Here is a 24365-nt window from a genome sequence, read left to right on the forward strand (position 1 = left end):
CGTGATCTCTTTTATAGTTTTACTTTTTAGTTTGACCAGATAGTTCAATAGACTTTTGCGTACAACGCTGCATAGCGGAAATAATTGCAGTTCGTAAGCCTTTTTCCTCTAATGTTGCTACAGCTTCTATCGTTGTTCCACCAGGAGAACAAACCATATCTTTCAATGCACCTGGATGTATTCCTGTTTCCAGTACCATTTTGGCAGAGCCTAACACAGCTTGAGCAGCGAATTTATATGCTTGATTGCGTGGCATACCATCAAGTACAGCGGCGTCTGCCATCGCTTCTATAATCATATATACGTATGCTGGTGAAGAACCACTTACTGATGTAACAACATCCATTAATTTTTCACTTACAATCTCTGTTTGACCAAAGCTATTGAAAATGTTTAGCACATCTTCTAAATCTTGTTCTGTCACCATTTCATTTGGGCATAACGCAGACATTCCTTCTCCAACGAGAGCAGGGGTATTAGGCATTACTCGTACAACTTTTAATTTCTTATCAAAGACCTCTTCAGTACTTTTAATGCTTTTTCCAGCAGCAATCGTAACGACGATAACATCGTTTTTGATCACTTCTTTTATTTCGTTAATTACTGATGGGTATAAGTCTGGTTTAATTGATAAAATTAAAATATCAGCATTTTTAGCTACTTCATTGTTGTCAATAGTTGTAGTTAGCCCATATTTTTCGTTAGCATGTTTTAAATTTGTAGTGTTTAAATCCGAACAAATAACATGATTTGCAGACACTACCTTTTTGTTTAGCATCCCGCCAATGATAGCCATTCCCATATTTCCGCATCCGATGAATCCAATTTGTTTGTCCATAATTACTCAATCTTGCTCCTTTTATAGTAAATTATATCATTTCGAAATTGTTATCTTAAAATAACAATAACATCAACATGCAATATAAAGAAACATTCTAAGAGAATATATTCCTTTTTGCAACACCAAAAGTTAAAAATCAATTATATTCGACATTATGTAAATATATACACTTTAATTTAAGGTTTTATGTTGATGAATATGAGTTGAATTTATATCGATTTGTATTTTCATTCATTAGGGAAATATTCTCATACAAGTAACTTGCCGCTCTATTTATTTTTAAAAATACCTCTTGACACCAAATGGAACTATATCGCATAATATAAAAAATTAAACTGAAAATCGTTGAAGGGAAATAGTACATATGTCTTCTTGCGAAAGAGAGTGGAATTCACCGGCTGAAAGATTCCTCGTATAGAATATATCGAACCTATCCCTGAGTCTTAAATGAAAGTTTAGGCGTTCGCCTGCGTTATAGGCGCCAAGTGGATATCTATGTATATCAATTAAGGTGGTACCGCGGAACAATGACCGTTTCGTCCTTTTTATTTTATTAAGGGCGAAGCGGTCATTTTTATTTTGCTCTTTAATAGGCTAGGTGCAGCACTGATAAGAATAGAAGGCGCTGTAAGCCGAATGAATAAAAGTGTAATTTATAAAAAACTTTGATTTTAGACTTGGGGGATACAAAAGTGAAAAAACACCGAATTGTTGTAAAGATTGGGAGCAGCTCTCTAGCAGATAGTCACGGAGGCATTTCTAAAGAACAACTTTCAGATCACGTTGCCGCATTGGCTCGATTGAAAGAGGAAGGGCATGAAGTTTTGTTAATTACATCTGGGGCCGTCGCTGCAGGTTTTTCTGCTCTAGGGTATCCTAGCAGGCCTGTGACAATTAAAGGAAAACAGGCTGCTGCGGCTGTCGGACAAAGTTTGTTAATGCAGGCGTACACGGAGGAATTCCGTAAGTATGGTATCGTTACTGCGCAATTATTGCTGACTAGAAGTGATTTTTCTAGAAAAGAACAATATAATAACGCCTACGCTACTTTAGGAGAGTTACTAAACCGTTCTGCTCTACCAATCATTAATGAAAATGATTCTATCTCTTTAGAGGAGCTAACGTTCGGTGACAATGATATGCTGTCAGCTTTAGTAAGCGGGCTTGTTTCGGCGGATATGCTTATGATTTTTACGGATGTGAACGGTCTATATGACAAAAACCCTCAGAAAAATGCGGATGCGAAAAAGTATTATTTTCTTCCTGAAGTTACAGAAGAAATTGCTTCTCTTGCAGGAGATGCTGGGTCCAAACTTGGGACTGGCGGTATGAAATCAAAAATTGATGCTGCGAAGACAGCACTTTCTCTTGGCGTGAGTGTATTTATCGGAACAGGACGTGGACAAGAGAAATTTGTAGATGTTTTGAAGGGCAAAGGTGATGGAACATATGTGGGAAATGCTCCTCAAAAAGAAATAAAGATGAACAAGCAATGGATTGCCTTGCATTCACTTGTTAGTGGACAAATTGAAATAGACGCCGGAGCAGCTACAGCTATCATTCAGCATGGTAAGAGTCTTCTTCCTGCTGGCGTTACAAATGTTTCAGGATTTTTCAAAGTTGGCGATGTCGTAGAAGTAATGACAAAGCAAGGACGCGTAATTGGAAAAGGACAATGCACATATAGCGCAGAGGAATTAAGAGAAATAAAAGGTATGCAAAGCCAACATATTCAAGCAATAGGCGAAAGGCATAATTATGAAGTCATTCATAGAGATTATTGGGTTTCACTTTAAGAATAGTGATGTTAAAAAGGAGGAAATAAAAATGAATGAAGTGTTGGCAAAGGGGAAAAAGGCGAAAGAAATTGCTAGAGAACTTGTGCTTAAATCTACAAGTCAAAAAAACGAAGCACTTGTTGCTATTGCGGAGCAGTTAATTGTAGAAACAGCTTATATTTTAGCGGAAAACAAACGTGATATCGAAGAAGGTAAGGCGAAAGGATTTTCTGATTCACTCCTTGATCGTCTTATGCTGAATGAACAGCGTATTGTTGATATGACAGAGGGGATTAAGCAATTAATCGAATTAAGTGATCCTGTTGGAGAATGTGTAAGTGAATGGGAACGACCAAATGGACTATCTATTCAGGAAATGCGTGTACCACTTGGTGTAGTTGGGATGATTTATGAGGCAAGGCCAAATGTAACAGTAGATGCTGCCACAATTTGTTTGAAAACAGGAAATGCAGTTATATTACGTGGTAGTTCTTCTGCTATTCATTCTAACAAAGCCATCGTTGCCGTTATTCACCGAGCACTTAAAGAAACAAGTTTGCCAGAAGAAAGTGTACAGCTTATAGAAGACACAACACGGGATAGTGCAAAGCAGTTGTTTACAATGAATGATTACCTAGACGTTCTTATTCCAAGAGGTGGCAAACAATTAATTGATACTGTAGTGCGAGAAGCGTCTGTTCCAGTACTTGAAACAGGTGCGGGAAATTGTCATATTTTCATTGATGAAACAGCGAATACGCAAATGGCAATTGATATTATTATAAATGCAAAAACGCAGCGTCCATCTGTATGTAATGCAATTGAAACGATTGTACTTCATGAGAAGTGGGCGCAGAAATATGGTAGCGAGTTGTTTTCGTCTTTGAAGGAAAAAGGCGTGGAGTTACGTGGTGATCAGAAAGTACTGGAACTTGATTCTTCAATTGTACTTGCTTCAGAAGAAGACTGGGAAACAGAATTTTTATCACTCACGCTAGCAGTGAAAGTAGTTTCTTCTATAGAAGAAGGGATTCATCACATAAATACGTATGGATCTATGCATTCTGAAGCGATTATTACAGAGGACGAGGAAAACGTCAGCAAATTTTTCATATCTGTAGATGCTGCTGCACTGTATCATAATGCATCAACTCGTTTTACTGATGGATCTGAATTCGGATTCGGAGCAGAAATTGGCATCAGTACACAAAAGCTACATGTAAGGGGACCAATGGGGCTTCCTGCATTAACTTCTACAAAATATGTGATTCGTGGGAATGGACAGATTCGAAAATAATAATAAAAGACACTCAATTCGTTTGAGTGTCTTTTATTTTAAAGAGTATTTACCATACAAATAGCCCAACAAGCATAGCGCTTAATAAGGAAACAGCCATTCCGCTCACAAGGAGTTTCCAAACATTTTTACCGATTATGGCTGATTTTTCTCCACCAAATAATGAATTGTAAGTTCCATAAATCATACCTACTGTACTAAAGTTAGCAAAAGAGGCTAGAAATGTTGTTGCAACCGCAATTGTATGTGGTTGTAACGACTTTAAGTTCGATTTTAAATCCATCATAGCAACAAATTCATTCGTCGTTATTTTGATCCCCATTAATTCAGCTACATACATAGCATCACTGCCCGATAAACCAAGTAAAAAAGCAAAGGGACTAAAGATAATGGAGAAGATTTTTTCGATTGTTAAACCTGTTACGAAAAAGCTTAAAATCCCGTTTAAACATGCAGTTAATGCTACATAACCAATTACCATAGCTAAAATAACGATAACCATATTCATACCGACTAACATACTGTTTGAAATAGTAGAAAAGAAATCCTTTTTTTCATGTTTTGAAGGAGAATAAACAACATCTTCTTCTTTCGGGACTTCAACAGGGTTTAAGACATTGGCTAAAATTAATGCGTTAATACAGTTTAAAGGGATTGCGCTGAAAATATATGTAGCTGGAACCATCGATAAATAAGCGCCAAGAATGGATCCGCTAACGCTACTCATACTCATAATTCCAAAAGTTAATAAACGATTTTCTTTTAAAACAGATAATTGATCACGAACAACCGCAAGTGCTTCAGTGTTTCCTAAAAACATCATTTGAATCGAAAAGAAGCTTTCTAATTTTGGTAAACGAGAAATCTTTGAAATAACTGCACCTACTTTATCAATAATCCAAGTTAAGATTCCAAAGTAAGAAAGAATATCAAAGAACGTGATAACGAAAATGATAGGAAGTAATGCGCTAAAGAAGAAATCAACGGTTTGATTTTCCATAGCGGAAGGAAAGGCAAACCGAATACCTTCATTCGCGCATGCTAGTAGCCAACTGAAAAATGATGCAATTTTATTAATGATAATACTGCCGAGCTTCGTACCTAACATAAACCATGTAATAAAGAGCTCCAATATGATTAGAATAACGATTGGTCTCCATTTTATTTGTTTTTTATTAGGCGAACATAGGAAAACGATTAATATGACAACGAAAATTCCTAACATATTTAATATAAAATGCATATCAACAACTCCTTGAGGCTTATTATTTGTATATAAAAAAGCTCCTATTCTTCTTAATTTAGAATGAATGTGTTTCGACTAAAATTTTGTTAATTCTAAAAATATAGAAGGTAAAATTCGATAAAAATAGAATTTAATATATAGCAAACAAGGAGGGGATATAAATGGAGGTTTATCACATAACGAGTAGAAAGAGGGAAACTTATAACGTTCAAGTGAAATATTCGATACTTTTCGAATGTGCACTTGGCATTGCAGCAATTACTCATAAAAGGTTAATTGATACTCTTGAAAAGTCTCAAAGTGAATGGGAAGAAATGAAGGAATCATTAACAGAAGAAATGAGAGAGCACTTACAGTGTGTAGAAGAACATAATACGTGGAAAGCGTTGCTTCAGTTGTTGTATAAGGAAGAGTTTCAGGACTTATCACAGTTTCATGCTAAAATCGATTCGCTTTCAGAAGTAGGTTTGAAGTATATATGTTTACCGTTTTTAGGTGAGGAGTATGAAGGGCAAAGACATTTAGCAGCAAGTGGAGACGTAACTGCAATACATGAACTAAAAGAACTGACACAAGATCATCCGTTTTTCTCTACGTATATTCCTTTTATATGTGAAGTTGATGTACAAGTGCTGAAATCTCATTTAATCGCTGTTATGACAGGTTGGTATGAGAGTGTTATTCAGAAAGAGGAAGAGCAAATACTATCTATATTAAAACGAGATTATGAAGCGAAAAATGAAATGAATAAAAAGATGAAATCAGAAGAGTTTGTCGAGTGGGCGACTGGCGGTGTGAACTATATGCCAGAACCAAGTGTTCATAACGTACTTCTTATCCCGCAAATGACGTACAGGCCGTGGAATATTGAGGCGGATATTGAAGATACGAAAGTATTTCATTATCCAGTCGCAAACGAAAGTATTCATCCTGAAGATCTGTATGAACCGAATTATTTTTTAGTTCAAAAGCATAAAGCGCTTGGGGATGAAGCAAGGTTACGCATTGTAAAAATGTTGTTTGAAAAAGAACGAACATTGCAGGAAATTACAGAGAGACTGCAACTCGGTAAGTCGACAGTACACCATCATTTGAAATTGTTACGTGCAGCGAAGTTAGTTGATATACATGACGGGAAATATGTATTGAGAAAGAAAGCAGTACAGTCGCTAGCGAAAGAATTAGATATGTTTTTGAATAGATAATTAACACCGAGAATGTACATAGAGGGAGGAATATAAAAGAAAAGTTGGTGTATGAAATTGAAAAATGTATTAAAAAATCGTTCGTTCTTTTTCATGTGGATTGGTAGTGCGATTTCAGAGTTGGGCGGGGCTTTCGGAACGTTATGTAATTCGATTCTTGTTTATGAATTAACAGGATCAAAAACTGCTTTAAGTAGTATGTGGTTATTATACTTTATCCCATCTCTTATACTACAACTAATAAGTGGCCCATTTATTGATAAATGGAGCCGGAAGTGGATTATGATTTATTCGCAATGGGTGCGAGCTTCGGTTTTCTTATTGCCGTTAGTCATGATACTTACTAGTAATATAGAAGTTTGGCACGTATATGTCGTACAAATAATAATCGGACTTATAACGCCGCTGTATACACCTGCAAGTCAAGCGATTACACCGAGTATGGTAAGTAAAGAACAGCTTCAAGACGCGAATGCGTATATTGATGGAATGGCTCGTCTGATGATGTTTCTTGGACCCGTATTAGGGGGAGTAGTCATTCATTTGATTGGAACAGAACTTACATTATCTTTCGTATGCATTTGTCTATTTGTTAGTGGTGCGTTATTACTTAATATAAAAGAAAAGAGAACAACACAACCCATTCGGAAAACGTGGCTAGAACAGTTTCTTCACGGTTTTACATATTTTTTCACAAAACCAGTCATCGTGTGGCTCGGTATTTTTCTTACTTTCGTGCAATTTGGGGTTGGGATAACGTTGGTTACAAATCTTCCTTATATAAAAGATGAGCTGTCAGCGGGATATGCGGAGTTTGGTTATTTTATGGCTGGTTTCCCGTTTGGCTATGTAGTTGGATCTACACTAGTCGGAAAAGTAACATATAAAAGCCGGCGTATACTTATGCTTGGTGGATTGTTTATAGGAGGACTTACATACATTTCTCTAGGATTCAATCATAGTATAGTAATTGCGGTGTTCATTGAAGTTGTTGCAGGCATTTGTATTTCATTTTTCAATGTTCATAACACGACAATATGCCAACAAACAGTACCAAATCATATGATAGGACAAGTATTTTCAGTGCGTTTATTTTTCATACGGTCTTCTATGCCGTTAGGTGTGTTACTAGGAGGTATACTAAGTGAAATGTGGGGAATAAGAGCACTATACTTTATTATCGGTACGATTATATGTACCACTTCTTTAATAGGAATATTACTTCCGTATTTCAAATTTTTAGATGAAGCGGTTAAAGAGAAAACAGCATAATTCAAATAATTATAACTTTTTAATTGAAAATAATTATCATAATCAACTATAATAGAAGAATACTAGTATTCGTATTACAAAGAGGGAGTGGGATTATATGTTTATCGAAACGAAAACATTTACAGTAAAAGAAGGTACATCAAATATAGTTGTAGAACGTTTCACTGGAGAAGGCATTATTGAAAAATTTGAAGGCTTCATCGATTTAAGTGTTCTTGTGAAAAAAGTAAGACGCGGAGACGAAGAAGTTGTCGTGATGATTCGCTGGGAATCTGAAGAAGCATGGAAAAACTGGGAAACAAGTGAAGAACATTTAGCAGGACATAGAGCGAGCCGTGGTAAACCAAAACCAGATCATATCATTAACGTTGATCACGCAGTTTATTATGTAAAATCATCGAAAGCGGCTTATCAACAGTCGTAATATATATGTAAAGTTAGAGGATATTTGTTTATTAATAAACAAATATCCTCTTTTTTGATTTATAGTAAAATATGGATGTAATATATATTTAATTGTTTAGTTATAAATGGAGGTAAATGAAGTGAAAAAAATGTTACTAATGGCAGCTTTAGCGACGACATTATTATCAGCATGTAGTAATAATAAAGTGGAAGAAGAAGTATCTAACAATGAGGAAGTAAAACGTGAAAGTAGTGCAAAAATAGTAGAGCGGAAGGAGTATATCATTATTGATAAGAAGAATAATGACATATTTCTAAAAGATGCTAACTCAAATAAAGAAGATAGTGTGAAGGTAAGTTTAAATGATTTAAATCCAACAAAATGGGAGGCCCCTGTAAGAAACGGTATCCCAGATATAGGTGATCATATTTCTTTAGAAAAAGAAGAGGGTAAATATACACCTACATTAGTAAAAGATCTTGTTGGTGAAATAAAGTATGATGGTACAATTAAATATAAAATTTTAGAAGCAACTAATAAATCAGTGAAGTGGTTTCCGCTAAATAAAGAAAACAATGGAGGATATGTTCCACCAGAGATGGTAAAAGTAATGAATGCTTCGAAAATAAAAGCTGGAGATATTGTTACGATTCAAGATAAAACAAAAAGCAGTAAAGACGCAATTGTATATGAACTGACAATTGTTGAATAAGTATGTAGAAGATTAAAGGCATGAGAGAAGTAACCTATATATAGGTAACGAATAACTTCATAATAATATGTTTGGAGGTTACAAATGTTAGAAGCACAAACATCTATTAAACATGAACAACATAAAAAATTAGTACAAACAATAGTAGCTGAAATCTTATCAATAGATAAGGTAACTGGATGTATGCTTATCGGATCTGTCGCAAGGGGTGATGCATATCCTGATTCGGATTTAGACTTATATATTCTTTTAGAAGGGGGACAAAAGAAGAAGTTTCATTCTGAAATGAGAGAAGAAACTTTAGTTGAATATAAGTATGCAGATGTTAATCAAATACTAGTAAACTTTCAAAACAATCCGATGGAACTATACTCATTTTTAGAAGGGGAAATTTTATTTGATAAAAGCGGCGAATTGAAAAGGTTAAAGGAAATAGCTACCTATGAATTTGAAAACTATCGTGTTTCTAGCGACAAAGTGAAAGGTATTTCTCATTGGTTGCATAGTTCGCTCATTAAAATTCAGTCTGCTTTGAAAGCACATGATGAGTTTAAGGCTTCGTACATCATTCATACGTCAACTTGGACATTGTTAGAAGGGATATGGGCTATTAATAACAAACCTACACCGCCAGCGGGATCTGTTTTAAGGTATATTCAAGCGTTGCCTAATAAACCAATCCAGTTGGAGGCATTACTTCATAAACTATTTTTAGGGGATACGAAAGAACGTATTGAATCGGCAATCGTGTTAATGGAGTGGGTGTTACATAAATGATAGTGTCTAATTTTGTTGGTAAATCGATATATCCAAAAAAACGTAGATATAAATTTCATATACTGCATAACTAGCAACTAAAAGAGCGTAATCTAGTCTGAATTCCAGCTAGATTACGCTCTTTTTAATCCAATTGAATTTCAAATTCAAGCACAGCTTGATCTTTCTTAAACGGCATATCGTGTTCTTTAAATCGTAAGCTTATTCCAGACAAATTATCAGGAAGGGCAGGAGATATAACGAAATGATGACTAAAATGTCCATCAGTGCCGCCACCACCTTCTGGCCAGCAGTCATATGTATCATCTATTGATAATTGGAAGAAACTATGAGGCTTATTTTCATTGAAAACTTCATCAGTGGAATCCCAATCGCTATATAAATAAACTACACTAGCATTTGCATATTGCCGAATAAAAGTTACGGTATACATAATACCTTTATGTTCATACGTTTTAAAAACAGGTATATGTTTTTTGAATGTAGTAGGTTCGACACGAGGTTTAAATTCACCTTCGTCCATCATGGAAGAGAATAGTGAATTTAGATAGTCTGGATAAAATCCGTATTGCTTTGCCCATTTATAAATCGCTTCATCATGTGGAAAACCTGGATCACCACCTGAAAGTTCTTTCCGTTCTTTTAATAGGGCACAAATTTTTTCATCAATAGAATATAATCTTTCATCGTAATAATCAGTAGGGCGTTCAAAACTCATTCGTTGCATAATCATTCCTCCTTTTCTTTATTTTAACAAAAAATAAAGGGCGATACATTTTTAAATGTAAATATTAAGTGTAAATCTAAAATCATTCATAAATCAAATGTTATAGACTTAAAATGAAGTTTGAGAACAAAGTCTATTTAGCGGAGGAATTGCTTATGCATAAAATAATAATAATGTATGAATCAAGCAGGGTTCCCATATGGTAAAGTACGAAACTATTATAAGTAGTACAGTGATATAAATAGGAGGTTACCGCTATGACAGTTGTATTTAAAGATATGGCGTTCCAGTTAAAAACGGAACGACTCGATCTGAATATGTGGGAGGAATCTGATGCAGTTTGGCTGAGAAAATTAATTGGTGAACGTGGTGTGGACATGCCAACCGTTGAATCTGTTCGTAGCGATCTTATTAAGATGCGCAAGAAAGCAGCTGAAAATGGAATTTCTCTTCTTACTATTCGTAGGCGAGAAGAAGGGGATTTCATCGGATACTGTGGCTTAATCATCGGTCGTTCCACGCTTGAAGAGCCGGAAATTGCATACGAATTGTTCCAAAGTGCTCATCGCAAGGGTTATGCGACGGAGGCAGCATCAGCTGTGCTTGAGGCTGCGATTGCTACAGGTCGCCAAAGACTCTGGTCTACTGTAGGCGCTTGGAATACGGCGTCTTTCCGGGTATTAGAAAAGATAGGATTTAAGCGGCATCACAGTACGTGGGGGGAACGCGGTGAGATTGTTTGGAACGTACGCGATCTGTAGAAATTTGATCAAATTCAGAACAAAAAAATGTAAAAGAAAGCCTCTATATTAGGTTACTTAGTAATCTAACATAGAGGCTTTTCCTTATAGTAAATATTGATTTTGTTTATATTTTAGAGTAATAGTCTGTCGTTTATTTTAATTTTTTACATCTTCGTATAATTGGAGAGCCTCTTTCACATTCAATCTATTCTTCACAATACCATGTATCGCTTGAATCATCGCAGCAGGATGTTCAGATTGCCATATGTTTCGGCCCATGTCTACGCCGATTGCGCCTTCTTGCAGTGCATTGTACGTAATGTTTAATGCGTCTTCAATTGAATCTAATTTTGGTCCACCAGCGATTACAACTGGGGCAGGGCAAGTACTTGTAATTTTTTCGAATCCTTCGCAGTAATACGTTTTAATAATGTCAGCCCCCATTTCAACGCATACGCGGGAAGCGAGTGCTAGAAAGCGGGCTTCACGTTTTTGTAACTCTTTCGCAACAGCAGTAATGCCGAGTACTGGTAGACCGTAATCGTGAGCTTCTGAAACTACATTTGCGAGATTTGAAACTGTTTGTGTTTCATAATCGGATCCGACGAAAACAGAAACACCGACACCAATTGCGTTTTGTTTTACTGCTTCTTTTACAGGTGTAACAATTGTTTCATTCGCTAAGTCTTTACCGACGACAGTAGCTCCGCCTGATACACGCATAACCATTGGTGTGCTGCAGTTTTCAGGAATACAGGAACTAAGTACACCGCGCGTTAAAAAGAGGGAATCCGTATAAGGAAGTAAGTTTTTAACTGTTTCAAGTGGTTGTTCTAGCCCGTGAATAGGCCCTAAAAAGTAGCCGTGATCTATCGCTAACATAACCGCTCTGCCATCAGGTAAAATTGTATTTAATCTATTTTTAAATCCCCAAGTCATTTGAAATCACTCCTTCGTTAATGTTGGATTTTCCGTTTGTACCGTATCTTTATTTGGTAAATGTGGTGACTTAATAAAAACTGCTTTAAAAGGTTTGTCAGAATGGTTAATAAGATAGTGAGATTCATGAGGACGAACTTGCAACACATCGCCTTGTTTAATTGGAACTCTTTCGTTATTCACATAGAAATCAATTTCACCTTCTAATGCATAAAAGACTTCCTCACACGTCGTATGATAGTGATTTTGAAACTCCTGTCCAGGCTGAATGACAACAAGGCCAAGATCAATATTCGGACCTTGTATTAAATATTTCGGCCCGTTATTACCGAAGCGATAGGAGAAATCATTTTCATTCGCTTTTAACATATATTTCACTCCTTTATGTAATCTGTTACAGTGCACCAGGCGCAATCCACATATGTGAGGTGAGCCCTTTATCAGCTAAAGAGAGTTGACTGTCATACACAGTTTTCCATGTTTCATAGAATTCTTTATATAGTTCATGATTTTCAGTAACTGGTTCGAATGTGTGCTCCCACTGTACAAACTGTTCGGCAGTTTCTTCCATAGTTGAATATATGCCAGCGCCAACTCCAGCAGCAATCGCAGTTCCTAAAGCCGCTGCTTCTTTCACAACTGGTACTTTTACAGGGATACCGAGTACGTCTGATAGAATTTGTGGCCATAGTTTTCCTTTAGCGGCACCGCCAGCAAAAATGACTTCAGAAGGGAATGTCCCTGTGAGATTTTCTATTAATTTTAAGTTGCCAAGTGTAACAAGGGCCGCATTTTCTTCAATAGCACGGAATAGTTCTTTTTTTCCGCATTTGTCAGCATCTAAGCTTAAATTTAAAAAAGAAGGTGCGGCATGCCGCCAAGAAATGTAGTTCATAACGTTTGAAAAAGTAGGGATAATGCCATGTGAGCCGACAGGTACGTCTTTTGCTTGTTCTTCTAATAATGCATAAGCATCTACACCAAGTTTGTCAGCAAGTTTCTTTTCCTCATGGCAAAAAGCATCTCGAAACCAGCGCATAACGAGGCCTGGGAAAAAGGCAATCGTTTCATATTGCCATAGGTTAGGTACGACGTGACAATTTACTCTAATGGAAGCATGTGGATCCGTTATTGGCTCAGTAACATTCACTTCTTGCTGCCAAAAACTACCGCCGCATATTAATGTTTGATTAGGTCTAACTACTCCTGTTCCAAGTGATGCCATTTGTGCATCTCCGCCCCCGGCAACGACAGGAATTCCTTCACGTAATCCAGTTAATGCCGCACACTCTTTTGTAACGCTACCAATTACTGTACCAGCTTCATTTACTGTTGGTGAAAATGGCAAAGTTAGACCGCACTCCTTAGCGACATCATTATCCCATTCTCTATTTTGTAAGTCGAAAATACCGGATGTACATCCGTTTGAGGGGTCGATTTGCAGTACGCCGCTTAATTTATATAAAATCCAATCGTTTAACATCGTAAAAGAATGAATATTGCTATAGACGTCTGGTTCATGTTTTTTAATCCAAAGTAGGCGGGGTAAAGCACCTAATGAAAAAGTTTGACCAGATGTTGTATATAAATCTTCTTCAAGATGTGACCTGATTTCTTTTAGTTCACTAACTTCAGCAGACGCGCGCCCATCAACATTTGCACATGCCCAAATTTCTTGCCCATTTTTATCATATAAAACAAAACCTTCTCGCATACTAGTAGCGCTAATTGCTTGAATAGAAGAGGGTGAGACATTACTTCTTTGTAAAACTTCTTTCGTGCATTGTTGTACTAGCTTCCAGTTTTCTATTACATCAAAATTCATAGAACCTGGGTAACGAGGATCCGTGTTATGAACCCATTCTTTTTGACTGACCGCAATTTGATTACCTAATAAATCAAAAAGAACAGCTCGAATGCTTCCTGTACCAGCATCAAAAGCTAATAAATGAGACATTAACAATCACCATCCTTTCGTAATAAGGAGAGGGCCGTTTCCTCATCGGTAATTAATGTATGAATGAATTTTCCTTTTAGGGCACCATAAATTGCATCTATCTTTTCTGTACCTCCAGCAACACCAACGACATGCTTCATTTTGCGCAGAATCGAGAGCGGCGTGCCAATTAGTCGATTATGATGCGGGAGCTTTAATAAATGACCATCCGTATTGTAAAACTGCCCTAAAATATCGCCAGCACCGTTTTGACTACGAATATACGTCATCTCACGTAGTGTTAATTTTTCTTCTTTTACAATAGTTGCATCTTGTGATAGCCCGCCAATACCAACAACAGCTGTATGAGCAAGTGAAGCGACATGAAGCATATCTTTTACACTTGGTTCTGATAGAATACTTTGTGCCATTTCGGTTGTAGATGCTAGAAATGGTGTAGGGATAATGTGAAGGTCGCCTTGCATGTAGTGTAAATAGTTTTGTTTTCTCGGGAGATAGTGATTTACTCCGCCTGTTAGCGTTACAATTGAAAGATTTATAGAAGTTTCAAAATGAATGCTCTCTAGCATTTTGCTAATCGTTTCACCCCACCCAATGCCGAGTAAATCGCCTTGTTGGAGCTGCGTTTCTAAATACTGTGCAGCAGCTTTTCCGAGAGAAGTGTGATAATTGTCTATTGGAGTAGGGATTATGAAAGCATCTTTTAAGTGGAATTTTTTCATTAGGTCACGCTCAATACTTAAACAGTGTAAACCAGTCCCTTTTACGTGAAATGTAACGATACCTTCACTGCGCGCCTTCTCTAATAACCGAACAACTTTATTTCTTGAAATGTGAAGAAGTGAAGCGATCTCCTGTTGTGTTAATTGGTCTTTATAATAGTACCAAGCTACTTTAGTTAATAAATTTTCTTCAAAGTTCAGCTGTGTCATACTCTTCATCCCTTTCAACAATTGACCACTGCTTAAACATATGTGCCGTATATTTTGTTTATTCCAGTTGAAACGATTAATAATAAGTGGAAAAAAGTGTTCTAGATATGAAAAAAGGAATATACAATGCTACAAAACAAGTAGAACAAATAAATTGGAGATAAAGGAAAAGTAGCCTTCTTTTATTCTAGTCCAACAGTAACGGATCAAAACCAATGGGTAACGAAAGCGAAAGAAATTATTAAAAAGAAATATCCGAACTGGGAAATTGTAACGACGCAATACGGTGAAAATAATGCGCAAAAGTCTTTATCAGTAGGGGAGAACATATTAAAAACGTACCCAGATATTAATGCAGTCATTTGCCCGGATGCAACGGCACTACCAGCGATGGCACAAGCAGCTGAAAACTTAAAAATGGATAAAAAAGTTGTTGTAACTGGGTTCTCCACACCAAACGTTATGCGTGATTACGTAAAACGAGGAACAGTACAACAATTTGGTTTATGGGATGTAAAACAACAAGGTGCACTTGCAACGTATGTAGCAAATGAAATTGTTGTAAAAGGGAAGAAGTTAAAAGTAGCGGATAGCTTTGAAGTAAAAGGAATTGGAAAAGTGAAAGTAGAGCCAAACGCTATCCAAGGTTATGATTATGAGGCAGAAGGAAACGGAATTATCGTATTGCCAGAGCGGGTTGTATTTACGAAAGAGAATATTGATAAATATAATTTCTAGTAACGAAAAAACGTCCGAATATATCGGACGTTTTTTAATTTCTTCATTAGTTATGAACTGTTTCTTTTTCATTTAATCCAAGTGTACGACCAGTCGAAGTGTGAAGGTCTTGGAACAATCTTGGATTTTCAGTTAGTGAAATGCCGTAAGAAGGGATCATTTCTTTTATTTTTCCGTCCCATTCTACCATACGGCTTGGGAAACATTTTTCTAATACTTCAAGCATGACGTGAACAGCAGTAGAAGCCCCCGGTGATGCACCTAGTAATGCAGCGATTGAACCGTCAGCTGCACTTACAACTTCTGTACCGAATTGAAGTGTACCTTTACCACCGGCATCAGTATCTTTAATTACTTGTACACGTTGCCCAGCAACTACAATATCCCAATCTTCACTTTTTGCGTTCGGAATGAATTCGCGTAATTCTTCCATACGTTTTTCATGTGATAACATAACTTGTTGAATTAAGTATTTTGTTAATCCCATTTCTTTTACACCAGCAGCTAACATTGTTAAGACGTTATTCGGTTTTACAGAACCAATTAAGTCAAGGTTTGAGCCAGTTTTTAAGAACTTAGGAGAGAATCCTGCGAACGGTCCAAATAGTAAAGCTTTTTTATTGTCTATATATCTTGTATCAAGATGAGGTACAGACATTGGCGGAGCGCCGACTTTAGCTTTACCGTATACTTTTGCATGATGTTGCTCTACAACTTTTTGGTTTTTACATACCATAAATAGTCCACTTACAGGGAATCCACCGATATGTTTTGATTCAGGGATACCAGTCTTTTGAAGTAGAGGTAGACTACCGCCACCGCCGCCGATAAAGACGAATTTTGCAGTATGATGCTCAATCTTACCACTATTCATATCGTGTACTTTCACTTCCCACAAACCATTCTTCGTGCGTTTAATATTTTCGACACTATGTTTGTAGTTTAGCTCGACATTTCTCGTTTGTAAGTAATCAAACAACATACGTGTTAATGCACCGAAGTTAACATCTGTTCCAGAATCAATTTTCGTTGCAGCCATAGGCTCATTAGATGTACGACCTTCCATAATGAGTGGAAGCCATTTTTTTAATGTTTCAGGAGCATTGGAAAATTCCATTCCTTGAAACAGTGGATTTTTTGAAAGCGCTTCAAAACGGTTTTTTAGAAACTCAACATTTTTTTCTCCTTGTACTAAACTCATATGAGGTAGAGGCATAATAAAATCTTGTGGATTACGAATTAATTTGCTTTTTACAAGATATGCCCAAAATTGTCTTGAAAGCTGGAATTGCTCATTCACTTTTACAGCCTTACTAATATCTATAGATCCGTCAGATTTTTCGGAAGTATAGTTCAGTTCGCATAGCGCAGAATGCCCTGTACCTGCATTATTCCATTCGTTAGAGCTTTCTTCCCCGGCACTTGCGAGTTTTTCAAAAACTTTAATTTCCCATTCAGGTGCTAATTCTTTTAGTAATGAGCCTAACGTTGCACTCATAATTCCTGCACCAATTAAGATAACGTCTGTTTTTTGCTGCATGTTGCTCATGATAATCTCTCCATCCCCTATATTGGCAAAAAAGAGTAGGTGTTCACTATATCTAAGCCGTAAATTGAAAACACCGCCTAGGCCCCACCTAGGTGTATACCTTTTTTGTCTCAATTATATAACCATCTCATACTCTATTATAATAATTAATAGACTAAAATATCTAGTGTTATCTGATAATTTTAAACTATTTAACGTTTTATTTGCCAAAATTCTTATTTAACAAGCACTTTTCAGTTCATGAATAGAAAAAAATCACAGTTTGAAATTATCCCGAAAAAGCTTACGCATTAATAATTTGGTAGGGAGGATACCTTTTTATGGAATTTGCTTCCTTGTAATAGTATGATTATTCTGTGAAATTAAAGGAGGGATATCAATGCATAAACAAGAAAAAATCGCAAACTTATTTCGAAATTTCTCAATAAAGGAATGTAAAGGGTCAAGTGACTTATATGAATACTTATCAATACAAATTGCTGAAGATGAGGAAGTACTTACACTATCTTCCTACGCTCAAGTAGGCCAACCAGTCCCGAACTTATTATTAGGCGCCGTACATTATTTATTACTAGCAGGCAAAGAACATCATGTAAAAACGTATTATAGTAGCTTAGTTGAAAAGGCTAATACAGATTTAGATCAAGCTTTTGATCATTTTAAAGATTTCTGTAAAACGTACCGAGAGGAAATCATTACTTTGTTACAAACGAAACTCGTTCAAACGAATGAAGTAAGACGATGTGCATACTTATATCCAGGTTTCTGTTACATATTTAATAAAGTGAAAAAAACGTTAGCATTAATTGAAATTGGTACAAGTTCTGGATTACAACTGTTCTGGGACCAATATAGCTATTCGTACGGAACGGATGAAACATACGGAAATATAAATTCAAATGTACATGTAACTTCTGAAATAAGAGGGGAAAATGTACCTCATTTTCTAAAAGAAAGTCCAACTGTCGTAGAAAGAATCGGAATAGACTTGCATGTAAATGATTTACATAGTGATGAAGATTATTTATGGCTACGTGCACTCATTTGGCCAGAACATAAAGATAGACTTGAAATGTTTGACCAAGCAGCATCTTTAGTAAAAAATGAATCTGTCCAATTAATAGAAGGAGACGGTGTAGAGCTATTACCATCTATTATTGAACAATTAAGTGAAGATGTTGTAATCTGTATTTTCCATACACACGTCGCAAATCAAATACCTGAACAAGTAAAACGTAAGTTGGAAAAACAAGTGCAAGAAATCGGTGCAAAACGTGATGTATTCCACCTGTATAACAACATGTGGGACCGGGACCTTCATATTGATTATTATATTAACGGAAACGAATATCGTGAAACGGTTGGGGAAACAGAAGGGCATGGGAGATGGTTTAGTTGGAATCTTGGAAATGAGACGCTTATTTAGAGTAATAGCGACACTCTCACATTTAAAAGATGAGGAAATAGGGTTAAGTATTGACTAAATGGCTAAGGAATAAATTTATTATTCATATACAAAAAATGCTTCGGAGAAATCCTAAGCATTTTTTGAATTACATTCAAATCCCATAATGAATCATGTACTTCTTTTCTACTGAAGCTTGTACAATTTTTGAAGCTAATTCATTCAGCTCATCAGATTTTTTGAAGAATTTTGAAGATGTAACTGTTTCATAGAATATTGCTAATGATTCAGGAGGGATAATTGTAATACCCCAATATGCTAAACCATATTCCTGATTTTTGACTGTATGAAAGTAGGTTTTCATAATTGATAAATTTTGACTTAAACTATTGATAATATCATCATTAACAGAAATACAATGATATTTCTCTGGTGTATAATCATTGTAACTTTTTTGAGAATCAAAATCGTCAATTATTCCAAAATCATGGACACATGCCATCATAATCATCCTCTCAAATTTAATAAAGTATTTCTATTTAAATAAAATGATTATTCGTTTAAGTGTAATAGAAATGGTTATGTAGTTAATTAGTATCATACTTCATAAAATATCTTCGGTTCTTCTTCGTGAAAAAGTTTATTTATTGATAAACTCATCGGGAGCCCAAGTGGCGATTTCATTCCCAGGTGCAGCGACTACAAGCCATTGCTCACATAGGACACCAGCTTGCCGACATTCATAATAATCATGAAAACCATTTACAAAAATAATTTGTCCACTATCTAATGTAATAATTAAATGAGGGCTTTCTAAGCCGAGTTGTATATCGGTAACTTTTTGTCTTCTTATCTTAAATATTCTTTCATATTCTTCTTCCTCAGAATAATCTTCAAATTCATCTTCATTTAATGGGTATCTTTTTTGAGGTTTATTAAATAAACACCATTTTGATTCGATATTGATATATAATTGTCCGTCATAATCAACTGAGTCGTGAAAGTTTGTGAAATGAATCTTTATAGCGCCTGGAGAAATACCAAATTGTAATCCATCAACTTGTGATCCGATGAATAGATTTTTTAACACTTTTTCAGCGTGAATTTTATCCTCTTTATTCATTCTTGAAATCCTCCTTTTCTTAAAAATATACCTTATATTTTTATTGTAATAAATAAATTTCCATGTAAAATGAACCTTTTGTGAGAAACGAGCGAATATAGTGTGAAAGATCATGAGAGGGGAACGTAATGTTGGATGAAGTACAATTAAAAGAATGGCTGTATAAAATGGATTCTGGGGATCAAGGAGCCTTTCAAGTTATTTATGAGTACACATGTAAAGATATTTATAAAACAGTAGTATTTTTAGTAGGAAGTCAAAACGAAGATGTAGACGATATAGTGAATGAAGTGTACATACAAATATGGAAGTCCGTAACAAACTATGATATGAATCGTTCATTTCGTTTTTGGTTACATGGACTAGTTGTGAAGCAAGTACAGGATTGGCGTCGTAAATCGTGGCGAAGGTTTCGGATTTTTGAAAAGAAAAAAATGTATGAACAAGATCGTTCTTACGTAATGCATGAAGATATTTTACATAAGGAAACGCATAATGAGTTAGTGGAGATTGTACAAAAATTATCTTATAAACATCGTGAAGTAATAATTATGCGTTACTTCCATGAGTATAGTATGGAGGAAATTGCTGTACTTCTTCAAATCCCTATTGGTACAGTGAAATCCCGATTACATACTGCGCTAAAACGATTAAGGGCTGAAATGGAGCATAAGCCAAACATAAGAGAGGGAGAAGTAAATGGATTTTGAAAAATATGTAACGAATGAATTGAAAAGAAAGGCAGCGAATATAGAGCCTTCTCCTAATCTGGAAGATAAAGTACAAGCTTCTTTTTATAAATACGAAAAGATGAAAAAGAAAGAGAAAACTTCTATGAAGAAAAAGTTATTATTTGGCTTTGTAGCCGCGGTTATTTTAATACCGACGGGTACTTTTGCAGGTACAACATTAATGGATAAAATTGTAGGGACACCAGAAAAAGCAAGACAAGATATCGGAATGACTGAAGATGGTTATAATTCAGTAATGGAACGTATAGAAATTGCTAAAAGTATATTTACAGAAGAGGACTTTGAAAAGTATGTAGCTTTATTGCAGGAAACATACCATTTCTATAAGAAAGTAAGTGTTGTAGAGAATGGTGAGAGACAATATACTGCTACAAATCGCCTAAATGCTGATGAAGAAATGAGAGATAGAGAGGGAATGGAACAATTAAATACATATGAAGAAAGAATAGATCAACAATTTACCTATACATTTGAACAAGCTGAAAAAATAACTGGTTTTCCAATCAAGCATCCATCATATATTCCGGTTGGACATCAATTAGTATTTGAAGAAGTCAAAGCTGAAGCGACATTAGACAAGCCTATGCCGTTGATTACGATGAGATATGAAAAGCGTAATGTAAAAAAAGAGCCACATACTTCAGATGTAGAATTAGGTTTTACAATCCATCAATTAGAAATTGTTGAGGGAGAATATAAAGATTTCTTTCTTGATAGACCATTTGATAAACCCTCTAAAAGAGGACATAATTTTACTGGAGATATAAAAAAATATAAATTAAATGGCTATGACGTAACATTCGGTGAGTATAAAGAATCGAATGTACGGGCTATGAAAATAGTGGTTCCTGCAAAAGAAGGGAAAAATGCATATCAAATCTATATAAATGGTAGTATGCTTTCTAAAAAAGATCTTGAGAAAGTAATATTTTCGATGGTTGAATAGGGCGTAATATGTAAAGAAATGCTACTTTTAGTTCAAAAGTAGCATTTCTTTTTTGTAGTTAAATATATGTACTTAAAATCGCCCTAGGCAATTCATCAATCTTGCAAACTTTTTCAGTGGTGAAACCGACGTTTATTAAAAGTATGCGAGAAGGGATATTGTTTGGATCGATAATTGCTTTTAGTACGTTTATATCTGTCTGCTTCGCTATATTCATTAATTCCTTTGCAATCTTACTACCATATCTTTTTCCCCAGTGCTTTGGCAAAATCATATAACCAATTTCAGCCTTTTTAACATTATCCTTGTTTAGCGTAACATGTCCAAGATCAATATACTCATTTGTAATAGAATCATATACTTTATAAGAGCCGAATAATTAATGGTTTTCATTGCGATTTAACAGCCTTGTAAGGTCATTTTGTGCTGTATCTAACGGAATAGCGCATTCGGTAATTTGCGCCATTACTTTTTTATTTGATACGAGTTGGAAATATAAATTAAAATCTATTTCTCCAAACTAATTTTCAATTGTTCTTCAGAAAAGATAAATGACACATTAATTTCAATTATAAATTCATTGATAAATTGAATTATTAATTTTTGATTGATGCTGTACATACAATAAGTAATTAAGTACGTGTACGATGGAGCGATTACAGAAAAGGGTGAATGGTGCGTATGAGTTCATTTGAGCAAATGATATATGTTGGTGTCATTATGTCTATTGTACTATCCGTAATGATTTTGGGATCTTTATATTATAATCCTCGTCTTTCGTTAACTGAATATCCAAAAGATATTCAAAAGGTAGTTTTTCCAAAATCGATCCATGAAAAAAAGCAAACGATTTACTTTAATGTCGTATATAATGCTATTCTTTTCGGTACTCCTTTCGTTTCTACATATATACTACATAAGCATGAAAAATTATTATATATTGATGCCTATGTGCATACTTTTGGTATTTTAATGATTTTTAATGTAGTAGATTTGTTTATATTGGATTGGCTAATCTTTTGCTGGATTACCCCAAGATTTGTTGTTATTCCTAGTACAGACGGAATGAAGGGATACAAAGATTATAAGTTTCATTTAAGAGGGGCTATAGTCGGCACAAAATTTTTAGCAATCGTAAGTTTGTTTTTGGCAGGAATCGCGATAACTATGTAGCATAAAAACTATTGTTTCATTTTGTTTTGATAGAAGAATTCTAGGTGACTTTAATCGAACTAGTATTAGTATATTTTTAGTTTTTATAATACAGCCTCATAAATATTAATATATGTTTTATAGAGTGGGAATTTATTTTATAAAAAGGGGTGTGTTATGAAAGAAACGAATGACTCTTTAGGAAACGATTTAAAGAAAGATATAAAGTTTTCAATTATAATTCCTGCGCACAATGAAGAAAAGTACATTGGAAAATGTTTAGATTCCATTTCAAAGGCAGCGGAAGCATATAAAGATCAAACTGAAGTCATAGTGGTTTTAAATCGTTGTACGGATAAAACAGAAGAAATAGCAAAGGAGTATAACTGTATTACATTAGAAAATGACGATAAAAATTTATCGAAAATCCGAAATGCAGGAGCCGCGATAGCTACTGGAGAAATAATTATTACTATAGATGCTGATACCGAAATGACAGAGTCTTTTTTGTTTAATGTAGACAAATATTTAGTTTCAGGTAAATATATTGGCGGTGGGGTAACTGGTAAGTTTGAAAGAATATCTTTAGGAATATTTGTTTCCGTGTTGTTAATTATAATTCCATTATTTTTTAAGTATGGGGCTATATCTGTCGGGATTTTTTGGTGCTATAGAAAAGATTTTATGGCGATTAATGGATTTAATGAAAATATGCTTATGGCAGAAGATGCAGATTTTGCAAAACGGTTAAAAGAATGGGGAAAACAACAAAATAAGAAGTTCGGTACAATAAAAAATGGAATGATAACTTCGTGCAGAAGATTTGATACATATGGAGATTGGACTTTAGTTAAAAATCCAAAAATAATCTTAGCTTATTTAAAGGGTAATGATAAAAAATATGCAGATAAAACATATTATGATAATCAAGAAAGATAACTGTAGCAATTCTTAAACAAATATCCTTTCGCTCACCTCATTTTATAGTTGATGAGGTGATTTTTTATGTATAGAACGTAAATGTATAAATTTGATATTCTTGAAGAAAAAGGATGTTTTTAACAATGATATATTAAGTAGTATTAATATACTGTTACAAAAGTTTTGATATTCTGTGAAAATACCTGATTTTATGGAAGCATTTGATATAATGGAAGTCAAAAAACGTAATGGAGGCTACTATGAAAAAAATACTTGGCGCAGCTACAGCAACAGTTTTTGGGATGGGGACATTTACCACAGTTGCTACTGCAGAAACAATCGTAACAGCAGATGTACTCAACGTACGTGAAAAACCGACTATGGAATCAAAAGTTGTCAAAAAAGTAAAAGAAGGAGAAAAGTTAAAGGTTATACATACGGAAGAAGGATGGTCCAAAATTGATTTAAATGGTAAAGAAGTATTTGTAAGTGCGGAGTTTACAAAAGATGTGTATTATGTAACCGCGAATTTATTAAATGTCCGTTCGGATGCAAGTACAGAATCAGAAATACTTGGCAGACTAAAAACAGATGATGTAATTGAATCAAAGCATCAAGTAAAAGACGATTGGTTACAATTTGAGTATAAAGGAAAAACAGCTTATGTAAATGTTTCTTTCCTATCAAGTACAGCACCAGTTGAAAAAAAAGCTGAAGAGAAAACGAAGCAAGTAGCGAAAGTACAAAAAACGGTTAAAGCTAAGGATGAAGTTAAAGCACAAAAGATAGCAAAAGCAAAAGAAGAAGCGAAAGTACAAGAAGTAGCAAAGCCTAAGGAAGAAGCGAAAGTACAAGAAGTAGCAAAGCCTAAGGAAGAAGCGAAAGTACAAGAAGTAGCAAAGCCTAAGGAAGAAGCGAAAGTACAAGAAGTAGCAAAGCCTAAGGAA

General features: G+C 35.1%; 24 protein-coding genes, 2 pseudogenes and 1 other annotated feature. Of the genes and pseudogenes, 15 read left to right on the top strand and 11 right to left on the bottom strand.

What is annotated here, in order from left to right; genetic code table 11:
• Window positions 1–19: 19 nt before the first annotated feature.
• A complete protein-coding gene (gene proC, locus ACTFOB_RS18290; RefSeq protein ID WP_440027897.1) occupies window positions 20–838 on the bottom strand; it encodes a pyrroline-5-carboxylate reductase in 819 nt (272 codons plus the stop codon).
• A gap of 339 nt (window positions 839–1177) precedes the next feature.
• Window positions 1178–1388 (top strand) — a binding site (T-box leader).
• A 145-nt stretch (window positions 1389–1533) separates the two neighbouring features.
• Between proC and proB the strand changes: the two genes are divergently transcribed.
• Both proB and ACTFOB_RS18300 read left to right on the top strand, forming a co-directional pair.
• Entirely contained in the window at window positions 1534–2637 is a 1104-nt protein-coding gene (proB, locus tag ACTFOB_RS18295; RefSeq protein ID WP_440027895.1) for a glutamate 5-kinase, read from the top strand.
• Between the two features lie 31 nt (window positions 2638–2668).
• A complete protein-coding gene (locus ACTFOB_RS18300; protein WP_440027893.1) occupies window positions 2669–3916 on the top strand; it encodes a glutamate-5-semialdehyde dehydrogenase in 1248 nt (415 codons plus the stop codon).
• 49 nt (window positions 3917–3965) lie between these two features.
• Here ACTFOB_RS18300 and ACTFOB_RS18305 read toward each other — a convergent pair whose 3' ends face one another.
• Window positions 3966–5159: a NupC/NupG family nucleoside CNT transporter gene (locus ACTFOB_RS18305; protein WP_151635074.1), complete on the bottom strand. Its 1194-nt coding sequence runs from the start codon at window positions 5157–5159 to the stop codon at window positions 3966–3968.
• Window positions 5160–5323: 164 nt separating this feature from the next.
• Here ACTFOB_RS18305 and ACTFOB_RS18310 point away from each other — a divergent pair, with 164 nt between their 5' ends.
• The 5 genes from ACTFOB_RS18310 (at window position 5324) to ACTFOB_RS18330 (ending at window position 9534) form a co-directional block, all read left to right on the top strand.
• A complete protein-coding gene (locus tag ACTFOB_RS18310; RefSeq protein ID WP_440027889.1) occupies window positions 5324–6367 on the top strand; it encodes an ArsR/SmtB family transcription factor in 1044 nt (347 codons plus the stop codon).
• 51 nt (window positions 6368–6418) lie between these two features.
• Complete coding sequence (locus tag ACTFOB_RS18315) at window positions 6419–7639, top strand: MFS transporter (RefSeq protein ID WP_440027885.1); 1221 nt, start codon at window positions 6419–6421, stop codon at window positions 7637–7639.
• 97 nt (window positions 7640–7736) lie between these two features.
• On the top strand, window positions 7737–8063 hold the full coding sequence (gene hmoA, locus ACTFOB_RS18320) for a heme-degrading monooxygenase HmoA (RefSeq protein ID WP_000469503.1): 327 nt from the start codon (window positions 7737–7739) through the stop codon (window positions 8061–8063).
• 106 nt (window positions 8064–8169) lie between these two features.
• Window positions 8170–8757 carry a hypothetical protein gene (locus tag ACTFOB_RS18325; protein ID WP_440027882.1) on the top strand — a complete coding sequence of 196 codons (588 nt, stop codon included), beginning with the start codon at window positions 8170–8172 and terminating at the stop codon, window positions 8755–8757.
• An 84-nt stretch (window positions 8758–8841) separates the two neighbouring features.
• Entirely contained in the window at window positions 8842–9534 is a 693-nt protein-coding gene (locus tag ACTFOB_RS18330; RefSeq protein ID WP_440027880.1) for a nucleotidyltransferase family protein, read from the top strand.
• Window positions 9535–9658: 124 nt separating this feature from the next.
• Here the strand turns inward: ACTFOB_RS18330 and ACTFOB_RS18335 are convergent, their stop codons facing one another.
• Entirely contained in the window at window positions 9659–10261 is a 603-nt protein-coding gene (locus tag ACTFOB_RS18335; RefSeq protein WP_440027877.1) for a hypothetical protein, read from the bottom strand.
• Between the two features lie 257 nt (window positions 10262–10518).
• Here ACTFOB_RS18335 and ACTFOB_RS18340 point away from each other — a divergent pair, with 257 nt between their 5' ends.
• Window positions 10519–11022, top strand: a complete 504-nt coding sequence (locus ACTFOB_RS18340) for a GNAT family N-acetyltransferase (RefSeq protein WP_440027874.1) — start codon at window positions 10519–10521, stop codon at window positions 11020–11022.
• Window positions 11023–11160: 138 nt separating this feature from the next.
• Here ACTFOB_RS18340 and lsrF read toward each other — a convergent pair whose 3' ends face one another.
• The 4 genes from lsrF to ACTFOB_RS18360 are packed head-to-tail and all read right to left on the bottom strand — an operon-like array spanning window position 11161 to window position 14832.
• Window positions 11161–11943: a 3-hydroxy-5-phosphonooxypentane-2,4-dione thiolase gene (lsrF, locus tag ACTFOB_RS18345; RefSeq protein WP_000219781.1), complete on the bottom strand. Its 783-nt coding sequence runs from the start codon at window positions 11941–11943 to the stop codon at window positions 11161–11163.
• Between the two features lie 6 nt (window positions 11944–11949).
• Window positions 11950–12312 carry a cupin domain-containing protein gene (locus ACTFOB_RS18350; protein WP_440027871.1) on the bottom strand — a complete coding sequence of 121 codons (363 nt, stop codon included), beginning with the start codon at window positions 12310–12312 and terminating at the stop codon, window positions 11950–11952.
• A gap of 25 nt (window positions 12313–12337) precedes the next feature.
• The gene (lsrK, locus tag ACTFOB_RS18355; protein WP_440027868.1) at window positions 12338–13900 is read right to left on the bottom strand and encodes an autoinducer-2 kinase; all 1563 of its coding nucleotides are present in this window, start codon (window positions 13898–13900) and stop codon (window positions 12338–12340) included.
• Complete coding sequence (locus ACTFOB_RS18360) at window positions 13900–14832, bottom strand: sugar-binding transcriptional regulator (RefSeq protein ID WP_440027864.1); 933 nt, start codon at window positions 14830–14832, stop codon at window positions 13900–13902. The genes lsrK and ACTFOB_RS18360 overlap by 1 nt, the downstream gene beginning before the upstream one ends.
• 153 nt (window positions 14833–14985) lie before the next feature.
• On the opposite strand from ACTFOB_RS18360, the pseudogene ACTFOB_RS18365 reads away from it, so the two are divergent.
• Window positions 14986–15570, top strand: a pseudogene (locus ACTFOB_RS18365) (substrate-binding domain-containing protein); the annotation flags it as partial.
• Window positions 15571–15616: 46 nt separating this feature from the next.
• Here the strand turns inward: ACTFOB_RS18365 and ACTFOB_RS18370 are convergent.
• A complete protein-coding gene (locus ACTFOB_RS18370) occupies window positions 15617–17119 on the bottom strand; it encodes a malate:quinone oxidoreductase (RefSeq protein WP_440027861.1) in 1503 nt (500 codons plus the stop codon).
• Window positions 17120–17498: 379 nt separating this feature from the next.
• Here ACTFOB_RS18370 and ACTFOB_RS18375 point away from each other — a divergent pair, with 379 nt between their 5' ends.
• Entirely contained in the window at window positions 17499–18545 is a 1047-nt protein-coding gene (locus ACTFOB_RS18375) for a DUF2332 domain-containing protein (RefSeq protein WP_440027858.1), read from the top strand.
• 133 nt (window positions 18546–18678) lie between these two features.
• Here the strand turns inward: ACTFOB_RS18375 and ACTFOB_RS18380 are convergent, their stop codons facing one another.
• Window positions 18679–19026 (bottom strand): short-chain dehydrogenase, encoded by a 348-nt coding sequence (locus ACTFOB_RS18380; RefSeq protein WP_440028246.1) that lies wholly within the window; start codon window positions 19024–19026, stop codon window positions 18679–18681.
• Between the two features lie 138 nt (window positions 19027–19164).
• Window positions 19165–19647, bottom strand: coding sequence for a hypothetical protein (locus ACTFOB_RS18385; RefSeq protein WP_440027855.1), 483 nt, complete (start codon window positions 19645–19647; stop codon window positions 19165–19167).
• Window positions 19648–19778: 131 nt separating this feature from the next.
• Here ACTFOB_RS18385 and ACTFOB_RS18390 point away from each other — a divergent pair, with 131 nt between their 5' ends.
• Both ACTFOB_RS18390 and ACTFOB_RS18395 read left to right on the top strand, forming a co-directional pair.
• Complete coding sequence (locus tag ACTFOB_RS18390; protein ID WP_440027852.1) at window positions 19779–20357, top strand: sigma-70 family RNA polymerase sigma factor; 579 nt, start codon at window positions 19779–19781, stop codon at window positions 20355–20357.
• Window positions 20347–21345: a hypothetical protein gene (locus ACTFOB_RS18395; RefSeq protein WP_440027850.1), complete on the top strand. Its 999-nt coding sequence runs from the start codon at window positions 20347–20349 to the stop codon at window positions 21343–21345. The genes ACTFOB_RS18390 and ACTFOB_RS18395 overlap by 11 nt, the downstream gene beginning before the upstream one ends.
• Before the next feature lie 58 nt (window positions 21346–21403).
• On the opposite strand, the pseudogene ACTFOB_RS18400 reads toward ACTFOB_RS18395, so the two are convergent.
• Window positions 21404–21856 (bottom strand): annotated as a pseudogene (locus tag ACTFOB_RS18400) (GNAT family N-acetyltransferase).
• A gap of 170 nt (window positions 21857–22026) precedes the next feature.
• Between ACTFOB_RS18400 and ACTFOB_RS18405 the strand changes: the two are divergent.
• From ACTFOB_RS18405 to ACTFOB_RS18415, 3 genes are all read left to right on the top strand, one after another.
• Window positions 22027–22518: a nitroreductase gene (locus tag ACTFOB_RS18405; protein WP_440027847.1), complete on the top strand. Its 492-nt coding sequence runs from the start codon at window positions 22027–22029 to the stop codon at window positions 22516–22518.
• A 156-nt stretch (window positions 22519–22674) separates the two neighbouring features.
• Window positions 22675–23436, top strand: a complete 762-nt coding sequence (locus ACTFOB_RS18410) for a glycosyltransferase (RefSeq protein WP_440027844.1) — start codon at window positions 22675–22677, stop codon at window positions 23434–23436.
• 242 nt (window positions 23437–23678) lie between these two features.
• Window positions 23679–24365 (top strand): SH3 domain-containing protein (locus tag ACTFOB_RS18415; protein ID WP_440027840.1); only part of this gene is annotated, 687 nt, incomplete at its 3' end.

This window comes from Bacillus cereus group sp. MYBK79-1 (genome assembly GCF_051915365.1).
Lineage (GTDB): Bacteria > Bacillota > Bacilli > Bacillales > Bacillaceae_G > Bacillus_A.

Coding starts and splice junctions, on each gene's coding strand:
- ACTFOB_RS18300 (WP_440027893.1), top strand. CDS start 2,669: ATGAATGAAGTGTTGGCAAAGGGGAAAAAGGCGAAAGAAATTGCTAGA.
- ACTFOB_RS18350 (WP_440027871.1), bottom strand. CDS start 12,312: ATGTTAAAAGCGAATGAAAATGATTTCTCCTATCGCTTCGGTAATAAC.
- ACTFOB_RS18410 (WP_440027844.1), top strand. CDS start 22,675: ATGAAAGAAACGAATGACTCTTTAGGAAACGATTTAAAGAAAGATATA.
- ACTFOB_RS18305 (WP_151635074.1), bottom strand. CDS start 5,159: ATGCATTTTATATTAAATATGTTAGGAATTTTCGTTGTCATATTAATC.
- ACTFOB_RS18395 (WP_440027850.1), top strand. CDS start 20,347: ATGGATTTTGAAAAATATGTAACGAATGAATTGAAAAGAAAGGCAGCG.
- ACTFOB_RS18330 (WP_440027880.1), top strand. CDS start 8,842: ATGTTAGAAGCACAAACATCTATTAAACATGAACAACATAAAAAATTA.
- ACTFOB_RS18375 (WP_440027858.1), top strand. CDS start 17,499: ATGCATAAACAAGAAAAAATCGCAAACTTATTTCGAAATTTCTCAATA.
- ACTFOB_RS18385 (WP_440027855.1), bottom strand. CDS start 19,647: ATGAATAAAGAGGATAAAATTCACGCTGAAAAAGTGTTAAAAAATCTA.
- ACTFOB_RS18315 (WP_440027885.1), top strand. CDS start 6,419: ATGAAATTGAAAAATGTATTAAAAAATCGTTCGTTCTTTTTCATGTGG.
- ACTFOB_RS18380 (WP_440028246.1), bottom strand. CDS start 19,026: ATGGCATGTGTCCATGATTTTGGAATAATTGACGATTTTGATTCTCAA.
- hmoA (WP_000469503.1), top strand. CDS start 7,737: ATGTTTATCGAAACGAAAACATTTACAGTAAAAGAAGGTACATCAAAT.
- proC (WP_440027897.1), bottom strand. CDS start 838: ATGGACAAACAAATTGGATTCATCGGATGCGGAAATATGGGAATGGCT.
- ACTFOB_RS18405 (WP_440027847.1), top strand. CDS start 22,027: ATGAGTTCATTTGAGCAAATGATATATGTTGGTGTCATTATGTCTATT.
- ACTFOB_RS18340 (WP_440027874.1), top strand. CDS start 10,519: ATGACAGTTGTATTTAAAGATATGGCGTTCCAGTTAAAAACGGAACGA.
- ACTFOB_RS18360 (WP_440027864.1), bottom strand. CDS start 14,832: ATGACACAGCTGAACTTTGAAGAAAATTTATTAACTAAAGTAGCTTGG.
- ACTFOB_RS18335 (WP_440027877.1), bottom strand. CDS start 10,261: ATGCAACGAATGAGTTTTGAACGCCCTACTGATTATTACGATGAAAGA.
- ACTFOB_RS18370 (WP_440027861.1), bottom strand. CDS start 17,119: ATGAGCAACATGCAGCAAAAAACAGACGTTATCTTAATTGGTGCAGGA.
- lsrK (WP_440027868.1), bottom strand. CDS start 13,900: ATGTCTCATTTATTAGCTTTTGATGCTGGTACAGGAAGCATTCGAGCT.
- ACTFOB_RS18310 (WP_440027889.1), top strand. CDS start 5,324: ATGGAGGTTTATCACATAACGAGTAGAAAGAGGGAAACTTATAACGTT.
- lsrF (WP_000219781.1), bottom strand. CDS start 11,943: ATGACTTGGGGATTTAAAAATAGATTAAATACAATTTTACCTGATGGC.
- ACTFOB_RS18325 (WP_440027882.1), top strand. CDS start 8,170: ATGGAGGTAAATGAAGTGAAAAAAATGTTACTAATGGCAGCTTTAGCG.